Here is a 25,854-nt window from a genome sequence, read left to right on the forward strand (position 1 = left end):
AACTAAAACTCCGTTAATTTAAACTCAGGATTCTTTTGTTCGTACTCGAGATGTTTTTCGTCGAGCTCCTGAATAAATTCAATTTCGTAGTTAGTATTATTTTCAACTGCTTGGCGTACTTCAATACTTGAAGCAGCATCCATATAAAGTGAATGTGTAAATTCACGACGGGGGTTATCTAGTTCACTTGTTTGATATAAAACTTTATAAATCAATATAAATTTCTCCTTTAATCGAATTAAATGAAACAAGTCAGTTTCATTCGTCTTTTTTTCCAGTCCATTTGTGCAATATTCAATAGATAGCACAATTCTACCATATCTGAAAAGGTAAGTATACTTAACGGTGCTATTAAGAAATTACGACTGTACTTGGGTCAAGATCAAATGGGGCAGTCTTACTGATCTTGTCATAGTATAAGTGACCATTTAAGTGATCAATTTCGTGTTGGCAAACGATAGCAGGATAACCTTTGACACGTAATGTTTGAGAGTTACCTTCAAAGTCATCATATTTAATAGTAATACGATCAGCACGGGGTACGAATCCAGGAACATCTTTATCAACTGATAGGCAACCTTCGCCTTCAGACAAAGCGGCACGTTGAACAGAGTTCCTAACAATTACGGGATTGATCAAAGTGATTTTAAGTAATGGCTTATCAGGATCATCTTCATTAGGAACTAAAACAGATGCCATCATTTCAGAAACACCAACTTGAGGTGCGGCTAAACCAACACCAGCTCTTAATTGATGTTTTTCAGCGTATTCTTCATCTTGACTTTTAACAAGATATTCCATCATGTTTGCAGCCAAAGCCTTATCTTCATCACTTAGTGGAAATTTAACCTTTGCTCCAACTTTTCTTAAAACGGGATCGCCATCACGGACGATATCTTTCATAAAATACATAGTTTCCTCCAAATGTTTAATTGTACAAAAATACCTTAGTATATCTATTATAGATTATTTTACGAAAAAAATAGAAATAATTGCAGAATTTTTTCTTTAATTGCGCTAAGTAAGCGTTACCAATTATTGTCCCTAATAATAGGTAATATCTTTGCGATATTAAGACCCAAGATGATAAAATGGTAAACGTATATGTTACCGATTACACAGGTACGTAACTAATTGTAACTGGAGGTTTTAAATAGATGAAATTAATTGATTATGGTGTCAGAGAAGATGAAAAAGAATATATCCAAGAATGGTCGAAAGAAAATGAAATCGAAGTAAAAATAGTTTCCGATTTATTAACACCTGAAACTGTTCAAATGGCTAAAGGTTACGATGGGATTGTGGCTTATCAACAACTTCCATACGATGAAAAGATTTTTGACACAATGAACGAATTGGGAATTCACGTTATTTCGCTGAGAAACGTTGGTGTCGATAATGTTCCTTTTAAAGCTTTGAAGAAAAATAAAATACGCTTGACCAATGTACCAAGTTATTCACCAGAAGCAATTGCTGAATATTCAGTAACTGGATTAATGGCCTTATTAAGAAATCTTAAACATATGATTAGAAAAGTTGATAATTATGACTTTAGATGGGAACCAGATATTGGTCGCGAGTTAAATCAGTTAACAGTTGGGATAGCTGGGACTGGAAGAATCGGTCAGGCGGCAATAAAAATTTACCAGGGATTTGGTGCCAAAGTAATCGCTTTCGATAAATTTCACAATCCTGAATTGGAAAAACAGGGTCTTTATGTTGACAGTTTGGATACACTATTGAGTCAAGCTGACGTGGTAAGTTTACATATTCCAAGTCTGGGAAAAGGTCACACAGTGATCAATCGTCAATCAATCTCTGAGATGAAAGATAATGCGATTGTTATTAACACAGCCCGTGGAGATTTGATCAATACTAAGGATCTATACGATGCTGTAATAGAAGGAAAACTCTATGGAGCGGTTCTAGATGTTTATGAAAATGAAGTCGGTATTTTTAATAGTGATTTAAGTAGCAAAGATCTAGGTGATGAGTTGCTGGACAAGGTAATTCAGAGTCCAAGATTCATTTTGACACCGCATATTGCTTTTTACACAACGAAAGCAGTCAAAAATATGGCAACAGTTTCACTGAACTCTATGGTAGCTGAACTACAAACCGGAAGCTCTGAAAATGAGATAAATTTGGAAAAATAGTTACCAGTTTCACAAACTTGTATAAATTTTTTTTTACGATGAATGCCTAAACTACTTGTATTTTGACGGATCAATGTTAGACTAAATTTATATGAAAACCCTTACAGATTCACAAGGGATGAGTTTTTTATGAAAGGACTGTGGAGAATGGCAAATAAACCAATTGTTGATTTTGAGGCAATTAAAAATAACTTAACAAATGTTTCAAAACCCATTCAAGTATTGAATGAAAACGCAGAAATAACTGATCAAGAGATTTTTGATACTTTTTCAGATGATGACTTAGTAGAATTTATGAAAAAGATGGTATGGGAACGTGCTCTTCATGAACAGACAATGAACTTTTCACGTCAAGGTCGTATGGGATTCTATGCACCTACTGAAGGTGAAGAAGCATCAGAGATGGGAACTGTTCTAGCAATGAAGAAACAAGATTACTTGCTTCCTGCTTATCGTGATGTTCCACAATTGATCCAACATGGTGCTACTGTAACGGAAGCTTACCTTTGGTCAAGAGGACACATTTTAGGTAACAAATATAAGGCTCGTTCAATGATGCCTCAAATTATTATCGGTGCTGCATATGTTGAAGCTGCCGGTGTTGGTTTGGGTATTAAGAAGAACAAAGAAGAAGATACAATTGCCTTCACATATACCGGTGATGGTGGTACTTCTCAAGGTGATAGTTATGAAGGAATGAACTTTGCTGGAGCTTTCCAATCACCAGTACTCTTCATTGTTCAAAATAATGGTTTTGCTATTTCAACACCTCGTGCAAAACAAACTGCTGCTCCAACTTTGGCACAAAAGGCTGTTGCTGCTGGTATTCCAAGTGTACAAGTTGATGGTATGGATATCTTAGCTTGTTATGCAGTTGCTAAAGCTGCTCGTGATTATATGGTAGCTGGTAATGGACCTGTCTTGATTGAAACTTTGACATATCGTTTCGGTGCTCACTCAAGTGCGGGTGATGATCCTAAGCGTTACAGAACAAAGGAACAAGAACAACCTTGGTTCGATAAGGACCCATTGATTCGTTTGAGAAAAGTTCTTGAAGATAAGGGACTTTGGTCAGAAGAACAAGAAGACAAGTTGGTTGACGAATACAAAGCATCATTTAAGGAATCTATCAAAGAAGCAGATTCTGTTCCTGCTGATAAGGTTTCTGATATGTTGAAACGTACTTTCGAAATCCCAACTCCAGAAATGAAACAAGAAATTGATAAATTTGAAGCAAAGGAGTCGAAGTAAAAATGGCTAAGAAAACTTACATTCAAGCAATTACAGATGCCTTAGACATTGTTCTTGAAGACGATCCAAAAACATTGATCTTCGGTGAAGATGTTGGTAAAAATGGTGGTGTTTTCAGAACTACTCAAGGACTTCAAGATAAATATGGTGAAGACCGTGTCTTCGATACTCCATTGGCTGAATCAGGGATTATGGGATTAGCTACTGGTCTTGGTTTGACTGGTTGGCGTCCTATCCCAGAAATTCAATTTATGGGATTTTCATTTGAAGCTGTCGATCAAATTGCTGGTCAACTTGCTCGTATGCGTTTTAGATTCGATGGTCTAAGAACAGCCCCAGTAACTATTCGTACACCTTATGGTGGTGGTACACATACTGCTGAAATGCACGCTGATAATTTGGAAAACTTCTTTACAGGAATTCCTGGTCTACGTGTTGTTATGCCAAGTAATCCATATGATGCCAAAGGTTTGTTGATTTCTTCTGTAGAAAACAATGATCCAGTGTTATTTATGGAAAACTTGAAGTTATATCGTTCAATGAAAGACGATATTCCTGATGGCAAATATACTGTTCCACTAGACAAAGCAAATGTCGTTCGTGAAGGTAATGATATTACTGTTGTTGCCTATGGAGCCGAAGTGAATGAAGCACTTAAAGTTGCTGATTCTTTAGCTGAAAAGAATATTTCAGTTGAAGTTATTGACCTAAGAACTGTTTCACCAATTGATACAGAAACAATTTTTAAATCAATTCAAAAGACTCATAAAGTAGTAATTGTTCAAGAAGCACAAAAGATGGCCGGCGTTGGCGCACAAGTTGCTTCTGCCATTGCCGAAGGTGCCGTCCTTTCTCTCGATGCACCAGTTGGTAGAGTTGCTGCTCCAAATAGTGTTTATCCATTTGCTCTTGGTGAAGACATCTGGATTCCACGTGCTAAAGAAATTGAAGAAAAAGTAAATGAGATACTCAACTACTAATTAATCGAAGGAAGGGAAAACAACCATGGCATATAAATTTAAATTACCAGAACTTGGCGAAGGTATGGCCGAGGGTGAGATTGCCAGCTGGCTTGTAAAAGAAGGGGACACTGTCAAAGAGGACGACTCTTTGGTAGAAATTCAAAACGATAAATCTGTTGAAGAATTACCTTCACCTGTTTCAGGTACTGTTAAACAAATCGTCGCTAACGAAGGAGATACCGTTGAGGTAGGAGATACTTTAATCGTTATTGATGACGGTTCTGCTGATACTGGTGATGACGAAGCACCTGCTGCTAAACCAGAAGAAAAAGCTGCACCAAAAGAAGAAACAACATCAACTCCTGCAACTGCTGGTCCAGCAACTGGTTCAGCCAATACACATTACTTGGCAATGCCATCAGTTCGTCAATATGCTCGTGATCAAGGTGTTGATTTGGCCTCAGTAACTCCAAGTGGTAAACACGGACAAATCACTAAGGGGGATGTTGACTCCTTCAAGAGTGGTAATCCAGCTTCAGTTGCTCAACCTGCAGTTAATACAGCCACAGCAACAACTGCAAGTGCACCTGCACAACCAATTACACCTTATAAGTCAGCAACACCTGAACTTGAAACACGTGAAAAGATGACTATGACTAGAAAAGCTATTGCTAAAGCAATGGTCAATAGTAAGCATACTGCTCCACATGTAACGAGTTTTGATGACGTCGAAGTAAGCGCTTTGATGGCTAACCGTAAAAAGTATAAGGCAATTGCTGCTGACAAGGATATTCATTTGACATTCTTGCCATACATCGCAAAGGCTTTAGTTGCTGTTTTGAAAGCATATCCAGAATTGAATGCTTCGATTGATGATTCAACAGAAGAAATCGTCTACAAGCATTATTATAATATTGGTATTGCTACAAATACAGAACATGGACTATATGTTCCAAATGTTAAGAATGTTGATGCTAAAGGCATGTTCGAAATTGCTAAAGAAATCACTGAAAACTCACAAGCTGCCTATGACAACAAGTTGAGTATGGATAAGATGTCTGGTGGTTCTATCACTATCAGTAATGTCGGTTCAATCGGTGGTGGCTGGTTTACACCAGTTATCAACTATCCGGAAGTAGCAATCCTTGGTGTTGGTAAGATTGCTAAAGAACCTTATGTTGATGAAGATGGCAATATTCAAGTAGGTAATATGTTGAAACTTTCATTAAGCTATGATCACAGATTGATTGATGGAGCTTTGGCACAAAACGCATTGAACCTCTTGAAAAAATTGTTGCATGATCCAGATATGTTATTAATGGAGGGCTAGTTTAAAATGGCAGAGAACGTAATAGAAAAAGATACCGTTATTATTGGTTCAGGCCCTGGTGGTTACGTTGCCGCAATCAGAGCTTCAGAATTAGGACAAGATGTCACTGTAATTGAAAAATCAGATACCGTTGGTGGTGTTTGTTTGAACGTTGGTTGTGTACCTTCAAAAGCTTTGATTACAGCTGGACACAGATTACAACAAGCAAAGGACTCTTCAACTTACGGTATTACAACAAGTGATGCCACAATTGACTTTACCAAGACACAAGCTTGGAAAGATGAAAAAGTTGTTGCTAGAATGACTGGCGGAGTTCAAATGTTGCTTAAGAAACATCACGTTGAATTGATCAATGGTGAAGCATATTTGGATAGTGATACACAATTGCGTGTCATGCCAAGTGGCCCTAGACAATTCATGGATAACGGTGGCGGTCAAACTATCAAATTTAAGAATTTGATTTTAGCAACTGGTAGTCGTCCAATTGAAATCAGAGGATTCAAGTTTGATGACCGTGTAATTGATTCTACTGGTGGTTTGAATTTGAAAGAAGTTCCTAAGGAATTCATCATCATTGGTGGTGGATATGTTGGAACAGAATTAGCCGGTGCTTATGCTGATCTTGGTGCTCACGTAACTATCCTTGAAGGTTCACCAAGTATTATCCCTAACTTTGAAAAAGATATGGTTTCAATCGTTAAGAAGAACCTTGAAAAGAAGGGCGTAACGATTATTACTAATGCCATGGCTAAGAAGAGTGAAAACAAAGGTGATAGTGTCGATGTTACTTATGAAGTAGATGGTGAACCAACAACAATTAGTGCAGATTACTGTATGGTAACCGTTGGTCGTCGTCCTAACACTGATAATTTCGGCTTGGAAATGACTAATGTTAAATTGACTGATCGGGGCCTAGTTGAAGTTAATGAACAAGGTAAGACTTCAGTTGATCATATTTATGCTATTGGTGATATCACTCCTGGACCTGCTTTGGCTCACAAGGCATTCTTTGAAGCTAAGACGGTTGCCGGAGCAATTTCTGGTAAGAATACTGCTAATGATTATATTGGCGTTCCAGCGGTCTGCTTTACAGATCCAGAACTAGCTAGTGTCGGTTTGACAGAGCAAGATGCTAAAGATAAGAACATCGATGTCAAAGTAGCTAAGTTCCCATTTGCTGGTAATGCTCGTGCGGTATCATTGGATGCTGCTGAAGGATTCGTTAAATTGATTGCTGAAAAAGACACAGGTACTTTATTAGGTGGTCAAATCGTCGGACCAGGTGCTTCTGATCTTATTTCAGAATTGAGTGTTGCTGTAAATTGTCAATTAAATGCTGAAGATATTGCTTTAACTATTCACCCACATCCAACTTTAGGTGAACCAATTCAAGAAGCTGCTGATATTTTAATTGGCTACCCAACGCATATTTAATTAAAGAAGTATTTAGCAACCGAAATAAATTCGTTTCGTAGACTAAATAATGATTTAAACAAAAAAGCGATGCAATTACATCGCTTTTTTTGTATAGTAGAGTAAATATGAAGGGAGTTATTCTATGCAAGATAATTACAGTTATCCTCTTGATGAAACGTGGACACAAAGTGATATCGTGACTGTTATTGCCTTATATAATGCCGTTGAGAAGGCTTATGAGTCAGGTGTCAAGAGAGATGAGTTTTTGCAAAAATATCGCTCATTTCAACAGGTTGTTCCGATGAAGATGGAACAAAAGCGACTGGATAAAGAATTTGAATTGCAATCTGGTTACTCGATTTATCAAGTCTTTAAGAGATGTCAACAGGCTAAGGCAAGTGAGAAAGTCAGGGTTCGAAATGAAAGTAGATAGTAAGGAAATTGATAATTTTTTGGTAGGACTCTTAACTGAGGTAGGTAAACGATTACGTGAAGACTCGATAAAAAAGATGTCTGTCGATACTAAAAAAAATCGTAATGATTTAGTAACAAATTTTGATAAAAAAACCGAGAAGTTTGTAAATAATGAAATAAAAAAGGCATATCCTGATGCCACAATAGTTAGTGAAGAGGGCTATGGAGACATGGTTAAAGATATGTCTGGGCTGGTTTTCTTTGTCGATCCTATTGATGGAACAATGAATTTTGTTAAACGTGGGGATGATTTTGCATCAATGATTGGCGTTTACATTGACGGTCACCCCCTAATTGGTGCTATTATAGATGTCATGGATAATGAAATTTACCATGGTGGCAAAGAAATTGGTTTATTCATTGATGATCAAAAAATCGATGAACCCAAAAATTTGCCCTTGGTAGAAGGGCTAGTAGATGTATCTGCTCCGATGGCTTTGGCAAATAAATTTGCCGTGCAAGATGTTATCAAAAAGAGCAGTGGCTTTAGGGTGTACGGAAGTGCTGGAATTATTTTCGGTCATCTTCTGACTGGCAAAGAAGTCATGTATATGTCATACTTAGCTCCTTGGGATTTAGCCGCTGGACGCGTTATGTGTGAAGCAGCGGGGATGAGTGTTGTAAGTATTGACGATTCCCCAATAAATATGTTAGAATCACAAGTCGTAATAGTTGGTACTCAGAAAGTTGTTTCTGAAGCGCTAAAGACACTTAAAACGCGTTAGTGAACTGTGACAGTCATTCACAGTTTTTTTATTGCAAGTAATCTAAACACGTATTTATGGAAGGAAGAACTAATTTGACTAAGAGAAGAGAAGATATTAGAAACATTGCGATCATCGCTCACGTTGACCACGGTAAAACTACATTAGTTAACGAAATGCTAAAACAATCAGACACATTGGACTCACATTCTGAGATTCAAGATCGTGCCCTTGATTCCAACGCTATTGAAAGAGAACGTGGTATCACAATCCTTTCTAAGAATACTGCTGTTGATTACGATGGCAAGAAAATCAATATTTTGGATACACCAGGACACGCGGACTTCGGTGGTGAAGTTGAACGTATCATGAAGATGGTTGATGGTGTACTTTTGGTTGTTGATGCTTATGAAGGTACAATGCCACAAACACGTTTCGTGTTGAAGAAGGCTTTGGAACAACATCTAACACCTATTGTTGTTATTAACAAAATTGATAGACCAGGTGCTCGTCCTGCTGAAGTTGTTGACGAAGTACTTGAACTATTCATCGAATTAGGTGCTGATGATTCACAACTTGATTTCCCAGTTGTTTATGCTTCAGCTATCAACGGAACATCAAGTTATTCAGCTGATCCTGCTGATCAAGAACACACAATGAACCCTGTTTTTGACACAATTCTTAAGACAATTCCTGCACCAATTGACAACTCAGATGAACCTCTACAATTCCAAGTTGCCTTACTAGATTACAACGATTACGTTGGTCGTATTGGTATCGGACGTGTCTTCCGTGGAAAGATCAAAGTTGGTGACAGTGTTACTGTTATGAAGCTTGATGGTTCTACAAAGAACTTCCGTGTTACAAAACTATTTGGTTTCTTAGGTTTGAACCGTGTTGAAATCAACGAAGCTAAAGCCGGAGATTTAATTGCTGTTTCTGGTATGGAAGATATCTATGTTGGTGAAACTGTTACACCAGTTGACCACCAAGAAGCACTTCCATTGCTACGTATTGATGAACCAACACTTCAAATGACTTTCTTACAAAACAACTCACCTTTCGCTGGTCGTGAAGGTACAGAAGTTACTGCTAGAAAGATCGAAGATCGTTTAAGAAGACAATTACATACTGATGTTTCACTTAAAGTTGAAAATACTGACCAAGCTGGTTCATGGCTAGTTTCAGGTCGTGGTGAACTTCACTTGTCAATTCTTGTTGAAGAAATGCGTCGTGAAGGTTTCGAATTACAACTATCACGTCCAGAAGTTATCTACAAGACAGTTGATAACCAAAAATGTGAACCTTTTGAAGAGGTAACTATCGATACACCTGACGAATACGTTGGTTCAGTTATTGATTCAATGTCACAACGTAAAGGTGATATGGAAAACATGGAAAGTACTGGAAATGGTCAAACAAGACTTATTTTCTCAGCACCTTCACGTGGTTTGATTGGTTACTCAACAGAATTCTTGTCAATGACTGGTGGTTACGGTATCTTGAACCACACATTCTCAGAATACAAGCCAGTTGTTAAAAACTGGAACCCAGGTAGAAGAACTGGTGCTTTGGTTTCAATTAACCAAGGTCCATCAACTACATATTCACTACAATCAGTCGAAGATCGTGGTACATTATTCATCGGTGCCGGTGTTGATGTTTACGAAGGTATGGTTGTTGGTGAAAGTAGTCGTGATCAAGATATCGCTGTTACTGTTACAAAGGGTAAGAATCTTACAAATACTCGTGCTTCTGGTAAGGATCATGCTGCTGCAATCAAGACACCTAAGGCTATGTCACTTGAACAATCAATCGAATTCTTAAACGAAGACGAACTTTGTGAAGTAACACCTAAGAGTGTTAGATTACGTAAGAAGATCTTGAACACAAACGAACGTAAGAAGTTTGATAAGCAAAAGAAAAATACTAAATAATGATATTTAATAAGAGGTTAGGGGCATTTGTCCTTAACCTTTTTTTATATAAAAATAATTCTTTGTCGTGGGAGACGGAACAGTTAAATACCTCTCAGAAAGGAATCATTCCAAACTTTATACCAACCGAAGTTTTTTTCTCTATTTGTTTGGTGGTATAATCTTAATATCAGATTTTAGGAGTTCAAATGTGAAAAAATTAAAAAAGATAGATTTATGGATCGTAATTCCGTATATTCTGTTATTGGGCATTGGAATCGTTATGGTGTACTCCGCCAGTTTTTATAACGTTTTGATAGCAGGTGGCAAAACAGATCAATATTTGATCAAACAAGCTACTTATGCCGTAGCCGGAATTTTTATTTGCTATATCACGTTCATGTTAAAAGAGAGAATATTAAAAAATCAACGAATATTAAGTTTAGTAATGATTATTACGTTAGTATCGCTGTTTTACTTGTTGGCTAGAGCTTATTTAGTGCCAAGTAGTCGTGTTAATGGTGCTTCAGCTTGGATCAATTTGGGCATAATAAATTTTCAACCTTTGGAATTGGCTAAAATATTTTTGATTATGTTTTTAGCTTTAGTGCTAACCAATAAACAGAATCGTTTGCTTAAGAAACAAGGTTGGAAAGAAGTGTTTCATGAAGTATTTCAACCCTTGGTAGTAGTTGGATCAATTATTATCATGGTTTTCTTTCAACCTGATATTGGTGGTGCTTTGATTCTGTCGTTGATTACGTTGGTATTAGTTTCTTCCTCAACGATTCCTGGACGTTTGATTGCGGAATTAAGTGGTGCGTTATTAGTTATTTTTACAAGTATGATTGTAGTGATTACTAAATTTCCACCGGCTTTTGTTAAGAGTAACTATGCTTATCAACGATTTCTAGCAATGCAACATCCTTTTCAATTGGAGCAAAAGGCTGGGGCACAGTTAGTTAATTCCTTTTATGCGATTAGTAATGGTGGTGTTTTTGGAGTTGGTCTTGGTAATAGTATTCAAAAAAGAGGATATCTACCAGAACCACATACTGACTTTATCATGTCTATTATCAGTGAAGAATTAGGTTTTATGGGAGTTTTGCTTGTATTAGGATTGTTGATGATAATGATTTTAAGGATGATTTCATTAGGATTTCGTTCTAAAAAAACCTATAATTCTTTAGTTTATTATGGAGTAGCAACAATGATCTTGGCGCAAATTATATTAAATGTTGGTGGTTTATTAGGTTTGATTCCATTGACGGGTGTTACATTACCATTTATCAGTTATGGTGGTTCCAGTTTGTTAGTATTATCGTTTGCATTAGGAATCGTATTGAATCTTGAAGCCACTGCCAGATTTGAGAAAGTTAAAAAAGGATGATTTTATGTATAAGAAAGTGGAACGTCAGGCGCTGTACGTCTGGGTCTACTCATTAAAATGGAGAAAAAAATTGCAGCGTTATGGCACAATTTATTACACTTCTCCAAAAATGAAGTATGTAATGTTATATGTTAATTCCAATAAAGTATCTGAAGTTAAAAAGGAATTAATAGCTAAAAATTATGTTAAACGAGTGGCTTTAGCACACCGTAAAGAATTAGATGAACATTTTGTTTTAAAAAATGATAGTAACGAGGATAAAGAATGAAAGTTGTTTCAGGAAAATTTCGAGGATTGAATCTTAAAGCTGTACCAACCAATAATACGCGTCCAACATCATCAAAAGTTAAAGAGGCTGTCTTCAGTATGTTATCGCCCTACATGGTTGATGGTGTTGCTCTGGACCTTTTTGCGGGAACAGGTAGTTTAGGAATTGAAGCTGTATCCAGAGGTTATGAAAAGGTCTATTTAGTTGATAAGGCTTATAAGGCAATTAACACAATTAAAGAGAATATTGAAAAGACTCGTGAAGAGGATAGTTTTGTTGTTATAAAATCAGCTGCTACTGAAGCTTTGAAGAAGTTTGCGGAAGATGGTATTAAATTTGATTTGGTCTTTTTAGATCCACCTTATCGAATGAAGATTACTGAACAGATCATTAAGGATTTAGTTGAACAAGATCTTTTAAGTTCAGGTGCTATTATCGTTGATGAAACAGACTATGCCGTTGATTTGAGTGATTTTGAACGGATTGATCTAATTAAAGAAAAAAGTTATAAGGATACTCGTGTAGCGTTATATCAATTTGGAGGTTAAAATGTCTGAAAAAATTGGGCTTTATGCTGGAAGTTTTGATCCAATTACTAATGGTCATTTAAATATTGTTCGCCGTGCGTCCAAACTGTTTGATAAGTTATATGTTGCCCCAATGACGAATACTTCCAAAAATTATATGTTTACCTATCAAGAAAAAAAGAATTTTATTGAGGCCGAAATTACTGATTTGACGAATGTTGAAGTTATTGATAGTCAAGGAAAGTTGTCAACGCAATTAGCTCAGCAATTGAATGCAGGTTTTTTGGTCCGTTCAATGCGTAATCCGGATGATTTTGGCTATGAATCAGGTGTTGCTTCAATCAATAAAGTTTTGGATAAAAATATTGAAACAGTTTTTCTACTAGCAAACGACAAGTATGCTACGATATCATCATCAATGATGAAAGAGGTAGCAAAATTTGGTGGAGATATTTCTGAATTCGTTCCTCCAGCTGTAGCTCAAGCATTGATAAAGAAGTTGAGGAAGGAATAGTTTATTTTGAAATTTAATAAAACTAGAAACAAAGTTTTAGGTGCCATATTTATATTCCTAATTGTAGTGGCATTTTTCTTTGCACCAACAGGTTACTATTTGGAAGTTCCTGGAACTGCTGAGGATACCTCGCAATTTGTAAAAGTGAATGGTAAGCAGGATAAGAAAAAAGGAAATTTACTTTTGACTACTGTTGGTATTGTTAGTGGAACGCCGTTTACATTACTAAAATCATTAGGAAATAATTTTGAAACTATATATTCGCAACAAGAACTTATGGGTGATGAAAATACTCAGGATTACTTTAAAGTTCAACAGTATTACATGCAATCAGCCCAAAATAATGCTATCCAGGCGGCCTATTCGAAAGCTGATAAACCATTTACTAAGAAATATTTAGGCGTTTATGTGATGGATGTAATGAACAATTCTGATTTTAAGAAGAAATTAGCGATTGGCGATACGATTACATCTATTAATGGATATCACTTTAATAATGCCGATCAATTTATCAAGTATGTTAAAAAACAAGATAAACATTCGACAGTGAAAATCAGTTTCTTACGTGACGGTAAGAAGAAGTCTGCCAGTGGTAAGTTGGTTAAGCTAGCTGATACAAAGAGATTTGGTTTGGGTATCACATTGACTGATAATACAGAGGCTAAGGGGAATCCACCTACTAAAATCAACGCAGGAAGCATTGGTGGTCCTTCAGCTGGTTTGATGTTTACCTTACAAGTTTATTCTCAGATTGCTAACAAGGATCTCAAAGCTGGTCGGACTATTGCCGGGACAGGGACTATTGCTCCAGATGGAACTGTAGGCCCTATTGGCGGGATTGAAAAGAAAGTCTATGCAGCTTCAGAAGAAGGAGCAACTATTTTCTTTGCACCTGATGATCCTGTAACTAAGGAAATAAAGAAATATGAACCAGGCTATGTTAATAACTATCATTTAGCCTTACGCGCAGCTAAAAAGATTCATACTAAGATGAAGATTGTTCCAGTTAAAAATCTTAACGATGCAATTAATTATCTTGAAAAAACAAAACAGTCCAAATAAGGGCTGTTTTTTTTCGTAGTTTTTTTAGAGGTGATAATAATGGAAGAAATTTATTCATATGTTAAACGTAATAAAATTGTTTTGGTGGTTCTTGTTTTGAGTGGTTTTCTCGGTGGTGGATATTTGTTGACTCATCACTCAAAACCAACTCCAGTACAAAACGAATTAATAACGACTGTCAAAAAAACTCCTAATAAAAAAACGAATAAGGTAGAAACTGATAAATCATTAGTCATTGATATTCAAGGAGCGGTAAAAAATCCAGGAGTTTATCATTTGAAAAATGGTAGTATTGTTCAAGCTGCTCTACAGATGGCAGGTGGATTGCAGAGTAATGCAGATGTTAAACAAATTAATCAAGCTAAGAAGATAAATGATCAGATGCAGATCTATGTTCCTGCAATTGGAGAGAAACAAGGTGGAAATGCTAATGGTGATAATAAGAGTGAATCTAAAAAAGTAGTTAATATTAATACAGCAACAGCAGATGATTTTAAAGATGTATCAGGGATTGGTCCTAAAAAAGCTGAAAAAATAATTGCTTTTCGTGAGAAAAATGGAAATTTTCAGGAATTACATGATTTAACAAAAGTCTCGGGTATCGGTGAAAAAAGTTTAGAATCACTAAAAGATCAATTAACGGTTTGATTTATGAAAGATTATTGGATTTTTCCTACTCTGACAGTGGCAATTTTAATTGGAACTTATTTTGAATCAAGATTATTTTTGATACTTTTCGTTCCATTAATTATAAGAATCTTAGTTTTAAAAAATAAGAATCTGGATTTAGTTATATTAATGATTTTAGGGATTTTCTTCGTTCGTTTTCAGATGATGAACCAAAATATATCTTTGCCAGAATTAAGGACGGCTACTTTTGCAGCCGATGAAATTGCTGTTAATGGGGATGTTTTGAGTGGAGAATTACAATCGTCGGGACAACATTTTCGATTTATTTATCAAATAAAAACGCACTCAGAGCAAGAAAAATGGCAAAAAATGTCGTCATTAGCTCAGGGAGAAATAAAAGTAGATAAGATGGAACCGATAAAGGGACCCAGAAATCAGGGAGAATTTGATTATCGCAAATATTTAGAGCATAAAGGAATTCATTCATCACTATATTTATCTCAAATAGGTCCTTTGCAGAGCTACCAACCGAAGAATATATTTGAAAAAATAAAAGTTTTACGAATACATTTAATTAGCTACTTATCTACATTACCTAAATGGTTAAAAATACATGCTCAAAGTTTACTGGTTGGATATACTGCAAATTCAGAAAAAAGCTTTTTGAATATTTTAAGTGTCTTGGGAGTGATTCATCTTTTCAGTTTGTCGGGATTGCATGTTTTGATTTTATTGACACTTTTACGTAAATTAACTTCATTATTGAGGATTCCAGTTGAGTTGATCGATACAATTTTATTGTTTCTTTTACCTTGCTATGGGTTACTAGTTGGTTCTAAAAGTGGAATCTGGAGGGCAATTGTATTAGCCGTAGTAGGTATTATTTGTAGAAAATTTGAATTATCTATTAGTCGGTTAGATTTATTTAGTTTAACGATGTTGATTTGTTTATTGATTTATCCGTATGGAGTATTAGAGATGGGTGGACAATTAAGTTTTTTGCTCTCATTTGCAATTTTATATCTTTACCAAAAAACTAATACGTATTTAGCAACCTTTAAAATGTTGTTGGTTAGTTTACCATTAATCCTGTTTTATACTTTTCAGTTTAATTGGCTGACATTGGCAATAAATTTAATCTTTGTACCGATATTTACTTTTTTGATTCTTCCCATAACAATCTTGTCAGCATTGAGTGTTAATTGGTCATTTTGGCTAACCATTAATTTATTTTTTGAGAAGTTCTATCAATTTTTGGACAAAATTGCAACTAACCAAAATTTGATTTTTGTAACCGGGAGTATTCCCATTTTTATTGTCGTGATTTTAATCGTTGAAGTATTATTTTATGTGGAAACTAGGACGTTTTGGAATAAATACTTATGGCAATATATGATTATTTTGATTAGCTGTATCCTATTGAATAAATTTCCTCTTTTTGGAACAGTAACTTTAATTGATGTAGGGCAAGGAGATAGTATTTTGATTACAACTCCTCTAGCGAGAGAGGTTTTTTTAATTGATGTTGCCGGAAAATTAAAATTTCCTAAACCACAGTGGGCTAAGCATGAATCCAATAATCAAGTCGACAATAGTACGATTCCCCTGTTAAAGTCCCGAGGTATTTCGTATGTGGATAAATTATTTCTAACTCATAAAGATGTGGACCATGTAGGAAATTTGGAAACTATTTTGACTAAATTTAAAGTTAAAGAAGTAAACATAGGTCTTGGTTTAGAAGAAAATCCGCGGTTAAAGCAAGCAATGATAAAACATTCCCAAGTTAAATTTAAGAATTTGCGACAAGGAGATGCCTTTACAACTGGAACTATAAATTGGCAGGTTCTTTGGCCTAAAACTAAAGGTATTGGTGAGAATGGTGATTCATTGACTTTATTGGCAAAAATTAAAAATAAACGTTGGCTTTTTACTGGTGATTTAGATCAAGATAGCGAGAAAAAGATTTTGGAAAATTATCGGTTTAGAATAGATTACTTAAAGGTAGGACACCATGGTTCGAAAACTGCTACAAGTGATCAATTGTTGGATGTTTCTAAGCCTAAAATTGGATTCATTTCGGCGGGAGTGAATAATAGATATGGACATCCTAATAAAGAAACGTTGAAACGTTTAAATGACCATCGTGTCAAATATTTAAATACGGCTGAATATGGTATGATATCTTGGTATTATTATTTCTTTAATGATGATGAAAAAATAACAACTTTTTTAAAGGGTGACTTGGTTGAAAATAACGGAACTAAAAAATAATTTAAAAAAAGGCAATTTAGATAATGTTTATTTAATTACAGGTAAAGAACAGGTATTTATTAAAGATATCCAAGCAGCCTTTAAAGATATTATGTCTCCAGAAGAACGGGATATGAATTTTTCTAACTTCGATTTAGAGGAGACTCCATTAGCAGATGTGATCAACGAATCGATTTCGGCACCTTTTTTTGGTGAAAGACGATTGGTCTTTGTCGCTCATCCATACTTTCTAACAGGGGAACGTGTTAAAAATGTTGTAGAACAAAATGTTGATTTACTTTTAAAGTATATTCAAAATCCAACACCCTCGACGATTATGGTGATTTTTGCATTATATGATAAGTTAGATGCTCGAAAAAAAATCGTTAAGCAGTTGAAAAAATCGGCAATTACAGTTAATGCGGGACAGATGGAAGGGCCAATCTTAATCAGAACGATAAATAATGATCTAAAAGTTGCTGGTTTTGAGATTGAACCAGCAGCGTTGGATCTGTTAGTTAATAAGACTAAGGGCAATTACTCGTTGATTACAAATCAATTGAATAAATTAAAAATGTATGCTTTACAGACCAAAAAGATCGATCAAGCAGCAGTATCAGCCTTGGTTCCACAATCATTGGAAGATAATGTCTTTGATTTGATGACGGAAATTCTGAATAAGAACATTTATAAAGCTGAAGAATTGTATAATCAGTTCTTATTACAAAAGATTGATCCAATTTTATTGGTAGCGATTATTATTTCTCAATTAAGATTATTGATTCAAGTTAAGATATTATCGGAAAAGGGATTAACTGAAGGAACAATTGCTAAGAATTTACGATTGAATCCATATCGAGTGAAATATTCATATCGACAAGCCAGAACTTTGAATCGTAAAAGGTTACAAATAATGTATGATGATATAGTTAATCTTGACTATCAGATTAAGTCTGGCCAAGGTGATAAGGAATTACTTTTTGATTTATTTATAGCTAAGTTTGCATAAAAAAAGCCCTCTAATAACCAAAATGGTTAAAAGAGAGCTTTTTTAATAAAATAAAAAAGCAACCTAACGGCTGCTTATCATTAATTCAATTTAGCAAGTCTTGACTTATCACGAGCAGCCTTATTAGCCTTGATTAGGCCTTTTGACTTAGCCATGTCAATAGCACGGACAGCTGTTCTGAATAATTCATCTTTGTTGTCAGCGTTGTTAGCAGCTGATGTTTCAAAGTTTTTGATTGCTGAACGCATTGAACTTCTTTGTGCATTGTTGCGAAGGTTTGCGCTTTCTGCAGTCTTTACACGTTTCATAGCTGATTTAATTTGTGGCATTAATTTCACCTCCGATTACCTAGTAAGCTTAAAACTCAATACATAGAATTATACATAATTAAGTTTGGCAATGCAATGAAATGTCGATTTTTTTTCAGTATTGCAAAATTAATGAATTTATAGTAAACTAATTAACCGTGTTAACCATGCTCTGTTTGTCGAATCACCAACGCAAGCATAGTTTGGCTAAATATATAAGGAAAAGGTGAATTGAAATGGCTATTTCAAAAGAAAAGAAAAACGAAGTTATCAAACAATATGCACGTAAAGATGGAGACACTGGTTCTCCAGAAGTACAAATTGCTGTTTTAACATATGATATTAATGCACTTAACGATCACTTGAAAGTTAACAAGAAAGACCACCATTCATATGTTGGTCTACTAAAGAAGATTGGTCACCGTCGTAACTTATTAGGTTACCTACGTAGCAAAGACATTCAACGTTACCGTGATTTAATCAAGTCATTAGGTCTACGTCGTTAATAATAATTTTAGGAGAATTCAGAAATGGATCTCCTATTTTTTTTGCTTAATTCCGCTAAAATCTCGCTGATATGTTAAAATGAAAAACAGGTATAGCTTAAATAGTCTTAAAAGACTTAAAAATCACAATAGAATATTATGATCTATGCTATTTTAATGAAATGAGAGATGAAAATGAGCAAAAAAATTAAGATAATTTTGTTAAGTGGTGTACGCGAAAACGGAAAAAATATGTACGCTGTAGAAGTAAATGATGAGATCTATATTTTGGATATTGGTTTGCAGTATCCAGATAATGATTTATATGGAATTGATATGGTCGTACCAGATATGACTTATATTAAGCAAAACATTGATAAGGTGGTAGGTATCTTCTTATCACATGGTCATGCTGACGCTATTGGAGCATTGCCATATTTAATTAGTGAATACGATATTCCAGTCTTTGGTTCAGAGATGACCATTGAATTAGCTAAAATTGTTTGTTCAAATGATAATCGTAGTAAAAAATTCTCAGACTTCCACGTAATTGATGAGAATACTGCAATTGATTTTGAAGAGGCCTCAGTATCATTTTTTAAAACTACACATTCAATTCCTGGTTCTTTAGGAACTGTAATCAAGACTAGTGAAGGTCAAATCGTCTATACAGGTGACTTTAAGTTTGATCAAGCAGCTGCTCCTACATATAAGACTGATTATGGTCGTATTGCCAAAATTGGTAGTGAAAGAGTTTTAGCTTTATTAAGTGACTCTGCAAATGCTGAATCACCTTATGAAAATTCAAGTGAAAAAGATATTTATGAATATATTCTTGATACATTCAGCTATCACAATGGTCGTATTATCGTGGCTCAAGTGGCTTCAAACATTCAAAGAATGCAACAAGTTCTTGATGCAGCAGCAAAGACCGGTCGTCGAGTATTTCTTTCTGGTACAGATGCCGAAAAGATTTTGAAAACAGCTATGAAATTAGGCTATTTGAAGATTAGCAGCGACGATTTGATCTTAAAGCCTAAAGAGCTTAAATCAGTTGATAAGAATAAGATGGTTATTATTGAAACTGGTAAGATGGGCGAACCTGTTAAATTACTTCAAAAAATGGCTAATCCAGCAGCTAAAACTAAGTTTCAAATTGAAGAAGGCGACTTAGTCTTTATCGCCACAACACCATCACACGCTATGGATACGACAGTGGCCAAGGCAAGAGATGCTATTTATCGTACAGGTGCCGAGGTTAAGGCTCTTAGTGATGATAAGCATTCTTCAGGTCATGCCAATAAGTCTGATCTTCAATTAATGATCAATTTATTGAATCCTGAAAACGTTATTCCTATCCAAGGTGAATATCGTTTGCTTGATGCTCATGCTAGAATTGCGCATGAAACAGGAGTTCCTTATCAAAATATCTTCCTAACTAAAAAGGGAGATGTCTTGAATTATGAAAATGGACAATTTTATCAAGGTAAAGGTGTCGATGCTGGAGATACTATGATTGATGGTATTGGTGTCGGAGATATTGGTAGTATTGTGCTTCGTGATCGTGAATTATTAGCCGAAGACGGTGTCTTTATTGCAGTAGCTACAATTGATCGCAAGAAGAAGAAAGTCGTTGCTAAGCCTAAAATAACGGCTCGTGGTTTCGTTTATATGCGTGCTAGTCGTGATTTATTGAGTGAAAGTTCTGATATTATCGTTAATACAATTGTAGATTACATGCAAAATAGTAAGGATTTCGATTGGTCAGATTTGAAACAAGGAGTTCGGGACAAATTAAATCACTTCTTGTATGAACAAACTAATAGACATCCAGTGATTTTGCCAGTGATCATGGAAGTAAATCAAAATAGACATCGTAAAGCAAAAAAATAAAGTGATTTAATTTATTGGAATATGGTTGAGGTATTTTATGGACGACTCAGATAATCTAAAAAAAATTGTTGATCAAGCTGATGAGGCCTTTGACCAAGGCAATTGGGATGAAGCAGCCGATTTATATACGCAGGCATATGCAATGCAGCAGTCATTCTCGATTAATAAGGGGCTGGCTGCTTCTTTATTGAATCAAAAAAGACCTAGCGATGCTGAGGCTGTGATTTTAGATTATTTTAATTATTACCTTAGCGAACCGGAGACTGCAGAATTGGCTCTAGATATCATTTTGGAAAATAATGATTTCTTATTAGCTAATCAAATGTTGAATTTTTATGATACAAATCCATTGCCAAACATCAAAACAGACTTTGTTGATGATTTTATAAAACGTATTAAAATTGCTGAAGATAGACACGAGAGATCTTTTAAACCAGAAAAGGAAAAAATATCAGCTCGTTTATTGTCGATCGTAACTGAATCTACGGCTGAACAAATTCAATTGTTGAGAAAGTTAAGGGAATTTAACAAGGCAGATTATATTGCAAATGCTAAAGTTTTGTTAGAAAATCCCTTGTTACATCCACTTTTGAAAAGTGAAGCTTTAGAGAATTTGTTGAAGTTAGGTTTGAATCAAACAATTGATATTTCGTTTTATGGCGAAAATAAAACTTGCAATCCAAGCCGACTCAGGCCTATTATGGCAACTGATGTCTATTTGAAAATGTGTGACGAATTAGAAAAATTACTAACTGACGAGAATGAATCACAGTTAGACAACTTTAAAGGTGAACTGTCGCTTTATGCTGCTTTTGTCTATCCTTTTGGAAATGAAATAATAAAAACGCCAGAACTCTGGACAAAAGCAATGCTTTTAAGGTATGGTTTAGTAGATGATTCACAAGTAAGTGATAATCAGGGTTTAGACGATGTAAAAACTTGGTTAAAAAGGTTCGATGAACTGATAAATACCTTTCAGGAGTGAATTTTTTTAAAATTTTTTCACTTTGAGTATTTACAATTACGTTTACGGCCTGTATACTCCAAAGAGTATATTTTTAGTCGGTGATTTGCGTTGAATTGATTTGCTTTCACCTCTGAAAGTAGTATAATTTTTCAGTAAAGAGTCGTCTAAAGAACATTTTCTTTGGATCAATCTTATGAAATGAAATTTTAGGAGGATTCTTTGTAATGGCAGAAAAAGAACATTATGAGAGAACAAAGCCCCATGTAAATATTGGGACAATTGGTCACGTTGACCACGGTAAGACTACTTTAACAGCAGCAATCACTAAGGTTTTGGCTGACAAAGGTTTAGCTAAGGCTGAAGATTACGCTGATATCGATAAAGCCCCAGAAGAAAAGGAACGTGGGATTACTATCAACACAGCCCATGTTGAATACGAAACTGAAAAGCGTCACTATGCACATATCGATGCTCCAGGACACGCTGATTACGTTAAGAATATGATCACTGGTGCTGCACAAATGGATGGTGCCATCCTTGTTGTTGCTGCAACTGATGGTCCTATGCCACAAACTCGTGAACATATCTTGCTTGCTAGACAAGTTGGTGTTGAATACATCGTTGTCTTCTTGAACAAGACTGATCTTGTTGACGATCCAGAACTAGTTGATCTAGTTGAGATGGAAGTTCGTGAACTTCTATCAGAATACGATTTCCCAGGGGATGACATTCCTGTTATCCGTGGTTCAGCTTTGAAGGCTCTTGAAGGTGACCCAGAAGAAATCAAACACGTTGAAGAATTACTTGATGTTGTTGATGAATACATCCCAACACCAGAACGTGATAATACAAAACCATTTATGATGCCTGTTGAAGATGTCTTCACTATCACTGGTCGTGGTACTGTTGCATCTGGTCGTATCGATCGTGGTGAAATTAAGATTGGTGACGAAGTTGAAATCGTTGGTTTGAAGCCAGAAGTATTGAAGTCAACTGTTACTGGTCTAGAAATGTTCCGTAAGACTCTTGATTTAGGTGAAGCCGGAGATAACGTTGGTATCTTACTACGTGGTATTAACCGTGATCAAATCGAACGTGGACAAGTTCTTGCTAAGCCAGGTTCAATCCAAACTCACAACAAGTTCAAGGGTGAAGTTTATATCATGAGTAAAGAAGAAGGTGGACGTCATACTCCATTCTTCTCAAACTACCGTCCACAATTCTACTTCCATACAACTGATGTTACTGGTGTTATTGAATTGCCAGAAGGTGTAGAAATGGTTATGCCTGGTGACCAAGTTACTTTCGAAGTTGACTTGATTGCTCCAGTTGCTATTGAAAATGGTACAAGATTTACTGTTCGTGAAGGTGGCCGTACTGTTGGTGCCGGAGTTGTTACAGAAATCTTAGACTAATTCTAAGTGGTAATGATAAAATAAAAGAGTTGGTTAATTCCGGCTCTTTTTTTTTGTATAAATATTCAAAAATTGGTAAAAGTATCATATAATAGAAAAATGATGTCCTAAAATCATTTAGAAATCACGTCGAATGTTTACAATATCACCATTTTAGGGTAATATTACAAAGTATGAGATCGTTGAAATACCGGAGGGATAATATAAATGTCTGCTAAGGCTAAATTTACAAAAAAAGAAAATAATACTGGTGAATTGAAGTTTGAAATTGACCAAGATACAATCAAACAAGGTTTGGATACTGCATTCAACCGTGTAAAGAAGAGTTTGAACGTACCTGGTTTCAGAAAAGGTAGAGTACCTCGTCAAATCTTCAATCGCATGTATGGTGAAGAAGCATTATATGAAGATGCTTTGAACGCTGTTCTACCAACTGCATATCAAAATGCTGTTGACGAAACTAAAGTAGAACCTGTTGATCAACCACAAATTAACGTGGAATCAATGGAAAAAGATCAACCATGGGCAATTACAGCTACAATTACTGTTAAACCTGATGTTGAACTTGGTGACTACAAGGGTATCGAAGTTAAGAAACAAAAACGTAATGTCATGAAGGCTGATGTTGAAGATCGTCTTGCTGAATTACAAAAACAACAAGCTGAACTTGTTCTTAAAGACGGTAAAGCTGAAAAAGGTGACACAGTAGTTATCGATTACGTTGGTACTGTTGATGGTAAAGAATTCGACGGTGGCAGTGCTCAAAACTACTCACTAGAACTTGGTTCAGGCACATTCATTCCTGGATTTGAAGATGAATTGATTGGTCACTCAGCTGGCGATGATGTTGACGTTAACGTTACATTCCCAGAAGACTACCAAGCAAAGGATCTAGCTGGTAAGAAGGCTATTTTCAAGACAAAACTTCACGAAGTTAAGACAAAGGAATTACCTGAATTAGATGATGACTTTGCTAAGGATGTTGACGAAGATGTTGACACACTTGAAGAATTGAAGACAAAGCTTCATGATGAAATCAAGGATCAAAAGAAAGAAACTGCTGAAGAAAATATTCAAGAAGAAGCAATTTCTGGTGCAGTTAAGAATGCCAAGATCGATTCAATTCCTCAATCAATGATTGATACAGAAGTTGAAAACCAATTGAACCAATACTTAGCTAACTTACGTCGTCAAGGTATCGATCCTAAGTTGTACTATCAAATGACAGGTACTACTGAAGATACTTTGAAGAAACAATTTGCTAAAGATGCTGAAGAACGTGTTAAGACTGACTTAGTTATCGAAGCAATCGTTGCTAAAGAAGGTATCAAACCTTCAGAAGACGAAATTAAAGCTGAAATCAAGTCACTTGCTGACGAATACAAGATGGAAGAAAAAGCCGTTAGAAATGCACTTTCAGATGATATGTTAGCTCATGATATTGCTGCTAAGAAGGCAATTGAATTGATCGTTGACTCAGCCGTTGAAAAGTAATCGATTCTTTTAAGAAACTTTAGGAAGCCGTAGGGCTTCCTTTTTTTATAGCTTTTTAAAAAAGAGGTTTGAAACTAAATACTTTACTCTTATTTGCTACAATGCTAGACTTTCAAAGTATTGGAACTATTGAAGGAGAAATTGCATATGTTTGATAGTACAGAGAATACTGGTACGATTAGCTGTTCATTTTGTGGTAAAACACAAGACCAAGTTAAGAAAATCGTTGCCGGACCCGGAGTCTATATTTGTAATGAATGTATAGATTTGTGCAAAGAAATTATAGATGAAGAATTAAATGAAGCTGCACCATTGGATCTAGATAACATCCCAACACCTATGGAAATTAAAAAGATCCTTGACGATTATGTGATTGGACAAACTGATGCTAAACGTGCTTTGTCAGTTGCTGTTTATAATCACTATAAGAGAATTAATAAAATGGAACATCTTAAAGATGGCGAAACAGAGTTACAAAAGAGTAATATTGCCTTAATTGGACCTACTGGTTCAGGTAAGACTTTCTTGGCTCAAACTTTGGCTCGTATCCTCAAGGTACCATTTGCTATTGCTGATGCAACAACTCTTACTGAGGCTGGTTATGTTGGTGAAGATGTAGAAAATATCCTTTTGAAGCTTTTGCAAAATGCTGATTTTGATGTCGACAAGGCTGAACACGGTATTGTTTACATTGATGAAATTGATAAGATTGCTAAGAAGAGTGAAAATGTTTCTATTACACGTGATGTTTCTGGAGAAGGTGTGCAACAAGCACTTTTGAAGATTCTTGAAGGAACAATTGCAAGTGTGCCACCACAGGGTGGTAGAAAACATCCTCAACAAGAGCTTATTCAAATTGATACAACTAATATCCTCTTTATTGTTGGTGGTGCTTTTGACGGTATCGAAACAATTGTTAAGAATCGATTAGGCGACAAGACTATTGGTTTTGGTGCCGAACAAGAAGCTAATATTGCTGAAGAGAAGAGCTTGATGCAACAGATTATTCCAGAAGATTTGATGAAGTTTGGTATTATTCCAGAATTTATCGGTCGTATTCCTATTGTTACTGCTCTTGAGAAGCTTACTGAAGATGACTTAGTAAATATCCTAACTAAGCCAAAGAACGCTTTAATCAAGCAATACAAGGAATTAATGGAACTTGATGGTGTTAACCTGGTCTTTACAGATGGAGCATTGAAAGAAATTGCTAAGATGTCTATCGAAAGAAATACTGGTGCGCGTGGCTTGAGATCTATCGTTGAAGAGACAATGCTTAATACGATGTTTGATATTCCAGGACGTGATGATGTTGAAGGTGTCAAAGTAACTAAAGACGCTGTAAGAAAAGTAAAAGAACCAGAATTGATTCTTAAAAATGGAGAGGTTGCCTAGTAGGCAGCCTTTTTTCTTTGGAATATGTTAAAATTATT

25 protein-coding genes are annotated in these 25,854 nt (G+C 35.5%); 22 read left to right on the forward strand and 3 right to left on the reverse strand.

All coding sequences use genetic code 11. The features are described from left to right. Positions 1–2: 2 nt before the first annotated feature. Both LAB100_RS00400 and def read right to left on the reverse strand, forming a co-directional pair. Positions 3–215 (reverse strand): DNA-directed RNA polymerase subunit epsilon, encoded by a 213-nt coding sequence (locus LAB100_RS00400; RefSeq protein WP_119326910.1) that lies wholly within the window; start codon positions 213–215, stop codon positions 3–5. 136 nt (positions 216–351) lie between these two features. Then, complete coding sequence (gene def / locus LAB100_RS00405) at positions 352–912, reverse strand: peptide deformylase (protein ID WP_119326909.1); 561 nt, start codon at positions 910–912, stop codon at positions 352–354. A 245-nt stretch (positions 913–1,157) separates the two neighbouring features. Here def and LAB100_RS00410 point away from each other — a divergent pair, with 245 nt between their 5' ends. The 16 genes from LAB100_RS00410 to holA all read left to right on the forward strand — a co-directional run bounded on the left by LAB100_RS00410 (position 1,158) and on the right by holA (position 17,859). Beyond that, complete coding sequence (locus LAB100_RS00410) at positions 1,158–2,156, forward strand: D-2-hydroxyacid dehydrogenase (protein WP_119326908.1); 999 nt, start codon at positions 1,158–1,160, stop codon at positions 2,154–2,156. Positions 2,157–2,303: 147 nt separating this feature from the next. Continuing rightward, positions 2,304–3,407: a thiamine pyrophosphate-dependent dehydrogenase E1 component subunit alpha gene (locus LAB100_RS00415; RefSeq protein WP_119326991.1), complete on the forward strand. Its 1,104-nt coding sequence runs from the start codon at positions 2,304–2,306 to the stop codon at positions 3,405–3,407. A gap of 2 nt (positions 3,408–3,409) precedes the next feature. Further along, entirely contained in the window at positions 3,410–4,387 is a 978-nt protein-coding gene (locus LAB100_RS00420) for an alpha-ketoacid dehydrogenase subunit beta (protein ID WP_119326907.1), read from the forward strand. A 25-nt stretch (positions 4,388–4,412) separates the two neighbouring features. After that, positions 4,413–5,699 carry a 2-oxo acid dehydrogenase subunit E2 gene (locus LAB100_RS00425; protein WP_119326906.1) on the forward strand — a complete coding sequence of 429 codons (1,287 nt, stop codon included), beginning with the start codon at positions 4,413–4,415 and terminating at the stop codon, positions 5,697–5,699. Positions 5,700–5,705: 6 nt separating this feature from the next. Continuing rightward, positions 5,706–7,133, forward strand: coding sequence for a dihydrolipoyl dehydrogenase (lpdA, locus tag LAB100_RS00430; RefSeq protein ID WP_119326905.1), 1,428 nt, complete (start codon positions 5,706–5,708; stop codon positions 7,131–7,133). Positions 7,134–7,257: 124 nt separating this feature from the next. Beyond that, entirely contained in the window at positions 7,258–7,548 is a 291-nt protein-coding gene (locus LAB100_RS00435) for a UPF0223 family protein (protein WP_119326904.1), read from the forward strand. Continuing rightward, positions 7,535–8,314, forward strand: coding sequence for an inositol monophosphatase family protein (locus tag LAB100_RS00440; RefSeq protein WP_119326903.1), 780 nt, complete (start codon positions 7,535–7,537; stop codon positions 8,312–8,314). Before LAB100_RS00435 ends, LAB100_RS00440 begins: the two co-directional genes overlap by 14 nt. A gap of 56 nt (positions 8,315–8,370) precedes the next feature. Beyond that, a complete protein-coding gene (typA, locus tag LAB100_RS00445) occupies positions 8,371–10,230 on the forward strand; it encodes a translational GTPase TypA (RefSeq protein WP_119326902.1) in 1,860 nt (619 codons plus the stop codon). A 190-nt stretch (positions 10,231–10,420) separates the two neighbouring features. Next, the gene (locus LAB100_RS00450; protein WP_119326901.1) at positions 10,421–11,599 is read left to right on the forward strand and encodes an FtsW/RodA/SpoVE family cell cycle protein; all 1,179 of its coding nucleotides are present in this window, start codon (positions 10,421–10,423) and stop codon (positions 11,597–11,599) included. Positions 11,600–11,603: 4 nt separating this feature from the next. Then, positions 11,604–11,867, forward strand: a complete 264-nt coding sequence (locus tag LAB100_RS00455) for a YlbG family protein (protein WP_119326900.1) — start codon at positions 11,604–11,606, stop codon at positions 11,865–11,867. Beyond that, a complete protein-coding gene (gene rsmD, locus LAB100_RS00460) occupies positions 11,864–12,415 on the forward strand; it encodes a 16S rRNA (guanine(966)-N(2))-methyltransferase RsmD (protein ID WP_119326899.1) in 552 nt (183 codons plus the stop codon). Before LAB100_RS00455 ends, rsmD begins: the two co-directional genes overlap by 4 nt. 1 nt (position 12,416) lies before the next feature. Next, positions 12,417–12,908 (forward strand): pantetheine-phosphate adenylyltransferase, encoded by a 492-nt coding sequence (gene coaD / locus LAB100_RS00465; protein ID WP_119326898.1) that lies wholly within the window; start codon positions 12,417–12,419, stop codon positions 12,906–12,908. Positions 12,909–12,914: 6 nt separating this feature from the next. After that, the gene (locus LAB100_RS00470; RefSeq protein WP_119326897.1) at positions 12,915–13,970 is read left to right on the forward strand and encodes a SepM family pheromone-processing serine protease; all 1,056 of its coding nucleotides are present in this window, start codon (positions 12,915–12,917) and stop codon (positions 13,968–13,970) included. Positions 13,971–14,009: 39 nt separating this feature from the next. Next, positions 14,010–14,618 carry a helix-hairpin-helix domain-containing protein gene (locus tag LAB100_RS00475; protein ID WP_119326896.1) on the forward strand — a complete coding sequence of 203 codons (609 nt, stop codon included), beginning with the start codon at positions 14,010–14,012 and terminating at the stop codon, positions 14,616–14,618. Between the two features lie 3 nt (positions 14,619–14,621). Continuing rightward, positions 14,622–16,871 (forward strand): DNA internalization-related competence protein ComEC/Rec2, encoded by a 2,250-nt coding sequence (locus tag LAB100_RS00480; RefSeq protein WP_119326895.1) that lies wholly within the window; start codon positions 14,622–14,624, stop codon positions 16,869–16,871. Further along, on the forward strand, positions 16,837–17,859 hold the full coding sequence (gene holA, locus LAB100_RS00485; RefSeq protein WP_246001182.1) for a DNA polymerase III subunit delta: 1,023 nt from the start codon (positions 16,837–16,839) through the stop codon (positions 17,857–17,859). The genes LAB100_RS00480 and holA overlap by 35 nt, the downstream gene beginning before the upstream one ends. Before the next feature lie 80 nt (positions 17,860–17,939). Here holA and rpsT read toward each other — a convergent pair whose 3' ends face one another. Beyond that, a complete protein-coding gene (gene rpsT, locus LAB100_RS00490) occupies positions 17,940–18,188 on the reverse strand; it encodes a 30S ribosomal protein S20 (protein ID WP_119326893.1) in 249 nt (82 codons plus the stop codon). Positions 18,189–18,403: 215 nt separating this feature from the next. Here rpsT and rpsO point away from each other — a divergent pair, with 215 nt between their 5' ends. The 6 genes from rpsO (at position 18,404) to clpX (ending at position 25,816) form a co-directional block, all read left to right on the forward strand. Next, a complete protein-coding gene (gene rpsO, locus LAB100_RS00495; RefSeq protein ID WP_119326892.1) occupies positions 18,404–18,673 on the forward strand; it encodes a 30S ribosomal protein S15 in 270 nt (89 codons plus the stop codon). Positions 18,674–18,847: 174 nt separating this feature from the next. Next, positions 18,848–20,545 (forward strand): ribonuclease J, encoded by a 1,698-nt coding sequence (locus LAB100_RS00500; RefSeq protein ID WP_119326891.1) that lies wholly within the window; start codon positions 18,848–18,850, stop codon positions 20,543–20,545. Between the two features lie 37 nt (positions 20,546–20,582). Beyond that, entirely contained in the window at positions 20,583–21,530 is a 948-nt protein-coding gene (locus LAB100_RS00505) for a tetratricopeptide repeat protein (RefSeq protein ID WP_119326890.1), read from the forward strand. 206 nt (positions 21,531–21,736) lie between these two features. Further along, positions 21,737–22,927 (forward strand): elongation factor Tu, encoded by a 1,191-nt coding sequence (tuf, locus tag LAB100_RS00510; RefSeq protein WP_119326889.1) that lies wholly within the window; start codon positions 21,737–21,739, stop codon positions 22,925–22,927. Positions 22,928–23,134: 207 nt separating this feature from the next. Continuing rightward, complete coding sequence (gene tig / locus LAB100_RS00515) at positions 23,135–24,421, forward strand: trigger factor (RefSeq protein ID WP_119326888.1); 1,287 nt, start codon at positions 23,135–23,137, stop codon at positions 24,419–24,421. A 147-nt stretch (positions 24,422–24,568) separates the two neighbouring features. Beyond that, positions 24,569–25,816, forward strand: coding sequence for an ATP-dependent Clp protease ATP-binding subunit ClpX (gene clpX, locus LAB100_RS00520; RefSeq protein ID WP_119326887.1), 1,248 nt, complete (start codon positions 24,569–24,571; stop codon positions 25,814–25,816). The last annotated feature ends 38 nt before the right edge of the window (positions 25,817–25,854 follow it).

Source organism: Companilactobacillus musae, assembly GCF_003967595.1.
GTDB lineage: Bacteria > Bacillota > Bacilli > Lactobacillales > Lactobacillaceae > Companilactobacillus > Companilactobacillus musae.

Excerpts from the sequence above, each read along its gene's own strand:
- lpdA (WP_119326905.1), top strand. The coding sequence starts at position 5,706 with ATGGCAGAGAACGTAATAGAAAAAGATACCGTTATTATTGGTTCAGGC.
- LAB100_RS00425 (WP_119326906.1), top strand. The coding sequence starts at position 4,413 with ATGGCATATAAATTTAAATTACCAGAACTTGGCGAAGGTATGGCCGAG.
- LAB100_RS00455 (WP_119326900.1), top strand. The coding sequence starts at position 11,604 with ATGTATAAGAAAGTGGAACGTCAGGCGCTGTACGTCTGGGTCTACTCA.
- coaD (WP_119326898.1), top strand. The coding sequence starts at position 12,417 with ATGTCTGAAAAAATTGGGCTTTATGCTGGAAGTTTTGATCCAATTACT.
- typA (WP_119326902.1), top strand. The coding sequence starts at position 8,371 with ATGGAAGGAAGAACTAATTTGACTAAGAGAAGAGAAGATATTAGAAAC.
- tig (WP_119326888.1), top strand. The coding sequence starts at position 23,135 with ATGTCTGCTAAGGCTAAATTTACAAAAAAAGAAAATAATACTGGTGAA.
- LAB100_RS00505 (WP_119326890.1), top strand. The coding sequence starts at position 20,583 with ATGGACGACTCAGATAATCTAAAAAAAATTGTTGATCAAGCTGATGAG.
- LAB100_RS00410 (WP_119326908.1), top strand. The coding sequence starts at position 1,158 with ATGAAATTAATTGATTATGGTGTCAGAGAAGATGAAAAAGAATATATC.
- LAB100_RS00420 (WP_119326907.1), top strand. The coding sequence starts at position 3,410 with ATGGCTAAGAAAACTTACATTCAAGCAATTACAGATGCCTTAGACATT.
- LAB100_RS00480 (WP_119326895.1), top strand. The coding sequence starts at position 14,622 with ATGAAAGATTATTGGATTTTTCCTACTCTGACAGTGGCAATTTTAATT.
- tuf (WP_119326889.1), top strand. The coding sequence starts at position 21,737 with ATGGCAGAAAAAGAACATTATGAGAGAACAAAGCCCCATGTAAATATT.
- rpsO (WP_119326892.1), top strand. The coding sequence starts at position 18,404 with ATGGCTATTTCAAAAGAAAAGAAAAACGAAGTTATCAAACAATATGCA.
- LAB100_RS00415 (WP_119326991.1), top strand. The coding sequence starts at position 2,304 with ATGGCAAATAAACCAATTGTTGATTTTGAGGCAATTAAAAATAACTTA.
- LAB100_RS00475 (WP_119326896.1), top strand. The coding sequence starts at position 14,010 with ATGGAAGAAATTTATTCATATGTTAAACGTAATAAAATTGTTTTGGTG.
- LAB100_RS00500 (WP_119326891.1), top strand. The coding sequence starts at position 18,848 with ATGAGCAAAAAAATTAAGATAATTTTGTTAAGTGGTGTACGCGAAAAC.
- def (WP_119326909.1), bottom strand. The coding sequence starts at position 912 with ATGTATTTTATGAAAGATATCGTCCGTGATGGCGATCCCGTTTTAAGA.
- rpsT (WP_119326893.1), bottom strand. The coding sequence starts at position 18,188 with ATGCCACAAATTAAATCAGCTATGAAACGTGTAAAGACTGCAGAAAGC.
- clpX (WP_119326887.1), top strand. The coding sequence starts at position 24,569 with ATGTTTGATAGTACAGAGAATACTGGTACGATTAGCTGTTCATTTTGT.
- LAB100_RS00440 (WP_119326903.1), top strand. The coding sequence starts at position 7,535 with ATGAAAGTAGATAGTAAGGAAATTGATAATTTTTTGGTAGGACTCTTA.
- LAB100_RS00435 (WP_119326904.1), top strand. The coding sequence starts at position 7,258 with ATGCAAGATAATTACAGTTATCCTCTTGATGAAACGTGGACACAAAGT.
- rsmD (WP_119326899.1), top strand. The coding sequence starts at position 11,864 with ATGAAAGTTGTTTCAGGAAAATTTCGAGGATTGAATCTTAAAGCTGTA.